Origin of the sequence: Thiohalorhabdus sp. (genome assembly GCF_036628635.1) — a bacterium.
In the GTDB taxonomy this organism is placed as follows: domain Bacteria; phylum Pseudomonadota; class Gammaproteobacteria; order Thiohalorhabdales; family Thiohalorhabdaceae; genus Thiohalorhabdus.
Map to the genome: position 1 here is coordinate 1 of NZ_JAZKRM010000071.1, position 7,171 is coordinate 7,171.

Consider the following 7,171-nt stretch of genomic DNA (forward strand, 5'->3'; position numbering starts at 1 on the left):
TTGGGTTAGCCGCCGCGCCTTGGCGCCTCGGACCCGCCCTTTGCCCTACCTGTGGAAAAAGGGGTCAAAAAAGGGGTCAAGTCTTGACATGACAGTTCAAGGGGCCATCCTTCCGCCATGGGCCGCCCGTTGCGCATCGAATACGAAGGCGCCTGGTACCACGTGATAAACCGGGGGCGGGGCCGTCAGGCGATCTTTCCCGGGGAGGCCGGGTATGAGGCCTTTCTGGAGACCATGGCCGAGGCCTGCGGGCGGTTCCGGCTGGAGGTCCACGCCTACTGCCTGATGCCCAACCACTACCACCTGCTGGTGCGCACGCCGCTGGCCAACCTGGGCCGGGCCATGCGCCACATCGACGGCGTCTATACCCAACGCCACAACCGCCTGGCGGAGACGGACGGGCCGCTGTTCCGGGGCCGCTACAAGGCCATCCTGGTGGACGCCGATGCCTATCTCCTGGCGGTGTCCCGCTACATCCACCGCAACCCCATCGACGGCGCCCGCCCTCTGGTTGAGGACCTGGCCGACTGGCCCTGGTCCAGCTACCCCGCCTTCATCAACCGTGCCAAGGCGCCCGGCTGGCTGACCACCGACACCACCTACGCCATGCTGGGCAAGCGCAACCGCTACGCGGCCTATCGGCATTTCGTGGAGGCCGGCGTGGAGGAGGAGGTGGCCCGCTTCTACGCCAACCAGCGGGCCACGCCCGTGCTGGGGGAGGCGGCCTTCCGGGCCTGGGCCTTCGAGGAGGGCGGGGAGGCGGCGGAGAGTCCGCGCTGGGAGCGCCAACGGCTCCACTCGGCCGACGAGGTGTTGGCGGCCGTGGCCGCCGAATGGGGCGTTCGACCGAAAGCCCTGACCGTTGGCGGCCGGCAGCTGGACCGGCAGACGCGCCAGGCGCGCCAGGTGGCCATGCTGTTGTGCCGGGACTGCACCGAGCTGACCCTGGCAGCCATCGGCCAGCGCTTCGGCGGTATCCACTATTCCGCGGTGGGGCAGAACGTCCGGCGGGTGCGGGAGGCGATGGAAAAGGACCGGGGATTGGCCCGGAGCTACGAAACTGTCAGGTCAAGACTTGATCCCTAAAGCGACTACAAAAAAAGCGGGACACCATGGTGAACAGGGCGAGGTTTCTGTCGGAGCAGCTGGTGCGGGGCGTGTACGCCCTGATCAGCCTGTTTCTCAGCTTGATTGCCGTCTTGCTGATGGGCAGCGCGGTCTATGAGGTCTGGCTGGCTTGGGGGGATGCGGCGTTTCTCATCCCCTCCCTGCTCGACGGCATCGCCTTGGTCGTAATCGGTATGGCGGTCTTCGACGTGGCCAAGTTCCTGGTCGAGGAAGAGGTTCTGGCCGAGAAGGCGCACGAGTCATCGGGAAGCCAGCGCAGTACCCTGATCAAGTTCCTGGTGATTATCAATATCGCCATCCTGATGGAGGCATTGGTCTTCGTCTTCAAGGCCGCCAAGGAGGACATTGCCCTGCTGGTGTACCCGACCTTCCTGCTGATCGGTGCGGTGCTGCTGGTGATCAGTCTGGGCGTCTACCAGAAGCTGACCCGGGGGGAGGAGTCGTAGGCGCCGCGCCGGCGACCCCCGGTATTATTCCGGGGACGGGGCCCTTCAGCGCTGGAATCGGATGCGGACGACGTCGTCGGGGTCGGACACCGCGGCCTCTTCGCTGCCATTGATGGTGAAGCGCCGGGTTCGGGGCTGGCCCACCAGATCGCCCTGATGGGTTATGCGTGCTTGGGTCGCCAGCAGGGCGTTGCTCGCGATGACCGTCTTGCCGCTGGTGAAGGTGATGCGGATTCGGGAATCCGGTCCGATAAAACCGCCCCGGGTCTCGTTCACCCTGCGGAAGGCAAGGGCGGCGATCTGGGATCGTTGCACCTGGTAATCCCGGTCCCGGATGGTGAAGGTAATTCCCTTCCGCTCCTCCAGGCCGTCCAGGCGGATGTCCGAGGCCTGCAGGGTCTCGCCCCCGCGCGGATGAACCGTGCCGGGAATCTTGGCGGCCAAGACCGGGGACGCCAGGAGCGCGGCCAGGAGTGCAACGGCGGCATTGGCGTGGCGGAAGGGCTTCATGGGCTGTCTCCTTGCGATAAGTCGCTCGTGGGGCTTCCCAGGGCTCCCTTCTGACCGCCCGCCCCGATTCCGACAACAGCCGCCCGGGCATTGTCCCCGCCCCACGCCCGCTCTCCTTCCACCGCCCGAGTGCGTCCCGAGGCGCGCTGCAGCCCGAAATGACGCCCGTTCCGCTCGCCCCCAACTTTTGCGGGGGGCACGCCCGAATCCGGACGGGGCCCCGGAAAGGGCTCTCCGCCCGGCCTGCCCGGGCGATTCGGATCCCCTCGGCCTACCTGTGAACGATCTCCTCCTTGAGGGAATAGGCGATTCCCAGGACCTCGTCGCAGACCGGGCGGGGATACGCCATTTCGTTCATGGCCTGCATAATGTCATCGATGACGGCCAGGTACTCCGCGGAGCTGATGTTCATCCCGGAGTGCGTCTCGACCATGGAGCGGCCGGTGTATGCCACCGGGCCGCCGGCGCCGAAGGCGAAGAATTCCTTCGCCTTCTCCCGGCTGCGGGCCAGGCGGTCTTCGTCGAGGTTCTGGTAGCGGACGCCGATGGCGGGATTCTGGAGGTGCAGGTCGATGACGCGATCGACCAGCTGGCCGACGCCGGCTTGACCGCCGAGGCGGTCGAAGAGGGTTTCGCTCATGGCGGATGCTCCTGTGCTGGATGGAAAGTCCCGGGTGCTCCGGGCACCTGCCCAATAGGCGTGACAATCCCTGTTACAGCCGGAACAAGGGGGTGAGCGATGGGCGAAGCGGAGCTGGCCCCGATTCACGGCGCCCTCGACGCCGGGGATTTCGACCGTGCCCGGGAGCTGCTCGCCGGCGTGTCGGCGCCGCCCTCCGCCGAGCTCCTGGACCTCCGGGCGCGGGCCGCCTACGGGGCTGGCGACCTGGAGGAGACGCTGAGCGCGTACTCCGAGCTCTACCGCCTCCACCTCGAGGACGGCCGCGTCCACGAGGCCGCCCTGGCCGCGGTCATGGTGGGCATGTACCTGATGATGGACACCGGCCTGATGGCCACGGTGCGCGCCTGGCTGGCGCGGGCCGAGCGGCTGGTGGCGGACGCGCCGGACAGTCCGGTGTGGGCGTGGCTGGCGGCGGTGCGGACCTACGAGCGCTTCATGTGCGGCGACATGCCGGGGACCGCGCGGTGGGCGCGGCAGGCCCAGGACGGGGGGCAGCGCCACGGCATCGCGCCGCCGTCGATCATCGGCCGGGTGGCCCTGGCCCGGGTGCGCATCCATGACGGCGAGCTGGAGGAAGGCCTGAGCGCCCTCGACGACGTGGCCGTGGAGCTTGCCGCCGGCAACCTCGATCCGCTGACCACGGGGCAGATGTGGTGCGAGGTGATCTGCGCCATGCAGTGGATCGGTCAGCACGACCGCGCCGAGGAATGGACCGAGGCCATGGAACGCTGGCGCCAGGGGGCGGCCTTCGGGGGCCTCAACGGCCGCTGCCGGGTCCACCGCGCGGAGATCATGCGCCTGCGGGGCCCGTGCGACGCCGCCGAGCAGGAGGCGCTGCAGGCCTGCGAAGAGCTGCGTCCGTGGATGCGGCGGGAGTTCGGCTGGCCGCTCACCGAGCTGGGCAACGCGCGCCTGCGCAAGGGCGATTTGGCCGGCGCCGAGGAGGCCTTCCTGGCGGCCCACCGCAACGCCTGGCTGCCGCAGCCGGGGCTGGCGCTGCTGCGCCTGGCCCAGGGCCGGGCCGAGGAGGCCTTCTGCCTGATCGACAACGCCCTGGCCCACCCCTTCGACATCCCCTCCAAGGAGCGCCCGCCCTCGGGCAGCCTGCGGCGGGCGCCGCTGCTGGACGCCAAGGTGGTCATCGCGCTCGCGACCGGGGACGAGGCTGCCGCCCGCGCCGCCGCGGACGAGCTGGCGGAGATCGCCGACACCTACCAGAGCCGCACCCTGCAGACCTCGGCGCTGGCCGCCTCGGGCCGCCTGGCCCTGCGCGATGGCCGGGCGGAGGAGGCCATCCGGGATCTGGGCCGGGCGGTCATGGAATGGATATCGCTGCGCATGCCGTTCGAGGCGGCCAACCTGCGCGTGGAGCTGGCCGCGGCGCACCGCGCGGTGGGCGACGAGGGGACCGCCGAGCTGGAGCTCGACGCCGCGTGCCGGGCGCTCGAGGAGCTCGGCGCCGGGCCCTGGGCGGAGCGGGCCCGGGGCAATGCGCCGGCGGACCCGGCCGGGGCGGGGGCGGCACCGGAGCCCTGCGTCTTCCGCGCCGAGGGGGACATGCGCACGGTCTGTTTCGCCGGCACCACCGCCCGCCTGAAAGACCTCAAGGGCATGCGCTACCTGGCGCGCCTGCTGGCGGAGCCCGGCCGGGAATTCCACGCGCTCGATCTGGTGGCGGTGGAGCGCGGGGCGTTGCCCACCGGGATCCCCGCGGAGGCCGACCAGCCGGGCGCCCAGTCCGGGCTGGAGGTGCTCGACGCCAAGGCTCGCGAGGCCTACCGCCAGCGGCTGGCCGAGGTGGATGAGGACATCGCCGAGGCCGAGGCCAACAACGATTTCGGGCGCGCCGAGCTGGCGCGCGCCGACCGCCAGTTCCTGGTCGACGAGCTGCGCCGCGGGGTGGGCCTGGGCGGCCGGGCGCGGATGGTGGGCGACGGCGCCGAGCGCGCGCGCACCAGTGCCACCCGCTCGCTGCGCTACGCCCTCGACCGCGTCGCCGAGCACCATCCCGCCCTCGGCGAGCACCTGGCGCGCACCGTGCGCACCGGCACCTACTTTGCCTACGAGCCCGACCCGCGCGCCCCGGCACACTGGGAGACATGAGCCGGCCGAATTCCGAGGACGGATTCCGGGGACAACTCGCTTGATGGCTTCCCTACCGGTCCCAACGGACAGAGCAGGGGCGACAGAAACGGAAAAGGGGGCAGGGAAACCCGGAGGACACCCACTTCGATTGCCCGTGGACACCTTCCGGAGCCCACGCTGGTCCGAATAAGGGCTGTCAGGAGGGCCGTGCCCAGGTCCCTTCCGGACGCGGATGCAGCGGGCGACGGCAGGCCCGCGCCGTTGGCGGAAAGCCGCCGAGGCGATTGGAGGTCCCGGTAACATGGGCCCCCGTTGCCGCCGCAGCAGGTTGGCGGCGAAAGGGGAGCATCCTGCGCAAGGAGGACGCGGCCTCGGGAAGGCGGTGGGGAGTGCCCGCACATGGCCGGCGAGCTCGCCACCCCCGGGGGCCGGCAAAGAAAGTGGCCGCCCCTCGCGGGACGGCCCTTGCGGGCGGGTCGGGGCGGGGCCCCGAGCGCGGCTTACGGCTCCAGGTCGAAGCGGTCGGCGTTCATCACCTTGGTCCAGGCTTTGACGAAGTCGTTGACGAACTTGGCCTGGTTGTCGTCCTGGGCGTAGACCTCCGCGTAGGCGCGCAGGACGGCGTCGGAGCCGAAGACCAGGTCGACGCGGGTGGCGGTCCACTTCACCTCGTCGCTCCGGCGGTCCCGAACCTCGTAGCGGTTGGCCTCCGTCGGCACCCAGCGGTAGCCCATGTCCGTGAGGTTGACGAAGAAGTCGTTGGTGAGCTGCCCCTCGCGCTCGGTGAGCACGCCGTGGCGGGTGCCGCCGTGGTTGGTGCCGAGCACCCGCATGCCGCCGATCAGCGCGGTCATCTCGGGGGCCGTCAGGCCCATGAGCTGGGTGCGATCGAGCATCAGCTCCTCGGCCGGAACGCTGTAGTCCTTCTTGAGGAAATTGCGGTAGGCGTCCGACAGCGGCTCCAGCCAGCGCATGGAGTCGGTGTCGGTCATCTCCTGGCTGGCATCGCCCCGGCCCGGCTGGAACGGCACCACCAGGTCGTGGCCGGCGGCCTTGGCCGCCTGTTCGATGCCGACATTGCCGGCGAGCACGATGACGTCCGCCAGGCTAGCGCCGCTGTCGGCGGCGATGGGCTCCAGCACCCCGAGAACGCGGGCGAGCCGCTCCGGTTCATTGGCCTCCCAGTCCTTCTGCGGGGCCAGGCGGATGCGGGCGCCGTTGGCGCCGCCCCGCTTGTCGGACTGGCGGAAGGTGCGGGCGCTGTCCCAGGCGGTGGCGACCATGTCGCCGACGCTCAGGCCGCTTTCCGCGATCCGCTGCTTGACCGCTTCGACGTTGTAATCGGTGGCCCCCGCCGGCACCGGATCCTGCCAGATCAGGTCCTCGGTGGGCGCCTCGGGGCCGATGTAGCGCTCCTTGGGGCCCATGTCCCGGTGGATGAGCTTGAACCAGGCTCGGGCGAAGGCGTCGTCGAGCCGCTCCGGATCCTGGCGGAAGGCCTCGGCGATCTCGCGGAAGCCGGGGTCGACCTTCATGGCCATATCGGCATCGGTCATCATGGGCATGCGCCGTATGGCGGGGTCCTCCACATCCACCGGCATGTCCGCTTCGCGGATGTCCACCGGCTGCCACTGGTTGGCGCCGGCCGGGCTCTGCACCACCTCCCATTCGTGGTCGAGCAGCATCTCCAGGTACTCGTGGTCCCACTGTGTCGGGTGGGTGGTCCAGGCGCCCTCGAGCCCGCTGGTGACGGTGTCGCGGCCCACGCCGCGGGTGACCCGGTTGTTCCAGCCCAGGCCCTGCTCCTCGATCGCCGCCGCCTCCGGCTCCGGCCCGAGGTTGGCCGCATCCCCGTTGCCGTGGCACTTGCCCACGGTGTGGCCGCCGATGGTGAGGGCGACGGTCTCCTCGTCGTTCATGGCCATGCGGCCAAAGGTCATGCGGACGTCCTTGGCCGTCTCCAGCGGATCCGGTTGGCCGTCGGGGCCCTCGGGGTTCACGTAGATCAGGCCCATCATGACCGCCGCCAGCGGGTCCTCCAGGGATTCCGGGTTGCGCTGCTCGTCGTAGCGGCTGTCGGGGTTGTCGCTGGTGGCGAGCCACTCCTTCTCGCTGCCCCAGTAGGTCTCCTTCTCGGGGTGCCAGATGTCCTCCCGGCCGAAGGAGAAGCCGAAGGTCTTGAAGCCCATGGACTCGTAGGCGACGTTGCCGGCCAGGATGATCAGGTCCGCCCAGCTGAGGCGGTTGCCGTACTTCTTCTTGATCGGCCACAGCAGGCGGCGCGCCTTGTCCAGGTTGCCGTTGTCCGGCCAGCTGTTGA

At 69.9% G+C, this 7,171-nt stretch carries 6 protein-coding genes; 3 read left to right on the forward strand and 3 right to left on the reverse strand.

Going from position 1 to position 7,171, the window contains the following annotated elements; all coding sequences use genetic code 11:
• Nucleotides 1-117 precede the first annotated feature (117 nt).
• Both V5A19_RS13160 and V5A19_RS13165 read left to right on the forward strand, forming a co-directional pair.
• The gene (locus tag V5A19_RS13160) at nucleotides 118-1,086 is read left to right on the forward strand and encodes a helix-turn-helix domain-containing protein (protein ID WP_332327904.1); all 969 of its coding nucleotides are present in this window, start codon (nucleotides 118-120) and stop codon (nucleotides 1,084-1,086) included.
• A 62-nt stretch (nucleotides 1,087-1,148) separates the two neighbouring features.
• Nucleotides 1,149-1,574, forward strand: a complete 426-nt coding sequence (locus V5A19_RS13165; RefSeq protein WP_332319780.1) for a hypothetical protein — start codon at nucleotides 1,149-1,151, stop codon at nucleotides 1,572-1,574.
• Between the two features lie 45 nt (nucleotides 1,575-1,619).
• On the opposite strand, the gene V5A19_RS13170 is transcribed toward V5A19_RS13165, so the two are convergent.
• Nucleotides 1,620-2,084, reverse strand: a complete 465-nt coding sequence (locus V5A19_RS13170; RefSeq protein ID WP_332319779.1) for a hypothetical protein — start codon at nucleotides 2,082-2,084, stop codon at nucleotides 1,620-1,622.
• Between the two features lie 271 nt (nucleotides 2,085-2,355).
• Nucleotides 2,356-2,724, reverse strand: coding sequence for a group I truncated hemoglobin (locus V5A19_RS13175; RefSeq protein ID WP_332319778.1), 369 nt, complete (start codon nucleotides 2,722-2,724; stop codon nucleotides 2,356-2,358).
• Nucleotides 2,725-2,823: 99 nt separating this feature from the next.
• Here V5A19_RS13175 and V5A19_RS13180 point away from each other — a divergent pair, with 99 nt between their 5' ends.
• A complete protein-coding gene (locus V5A19_RS13180) occupies nucleotides 2,824-4,869 on the forward strand; it encodes a hypothetical protein (RefSeq protein WP_332319777.1) in 2,046 nt (681 codons plus the stop codon).
• 482 nt (nucleotides 4,870-5,351) lie between these two features.
• On the opposite strand, the gene katG is transcribed toward V5A19_RS13180, so the two are convergent.
• Nucleotides 5,352-7,171 (reverse strand): catalase/peroxidase HPI (katG, locus tag V5A19_RS13185; protein ID WP_332327905.1); only part of this gene is annotated, 1,820 nt, incomplete at its 5' end.

Bases quoted from the DNA above. Each gene is read 5' to 3' on its own strand.
- V5A19_RS13160 (WP_332327904.1), top strand. From the start codon at position 118: ATGGGCCGCCCGTTGCGCATCGAATACGAAGGCGCCTGGTACCACGTG.
- V5A19_RS13170 (WP_332319779.1), bottom strand. From the start codon at position 2,084: ATGAAGCCCTTCCGCCACGCCAATGCCGCCGTTGCACTCCTGGCCGCG.
- V5A19_RS13175 (WP_332319778.1), bottom strand. From the start codon at position 2,724: ATGAGCGAAACCCTCTTCGACCGCCTCGGCGGTCAAGCCGGCGTCGGC.
- V5A19_RS13180 (WP_332319777.1), top strand. From the start codon at position 2,824: ATGGGCGAAGCGGAGCTGGCCCCGATTCACGGCGCCCTCGACGCCGGG.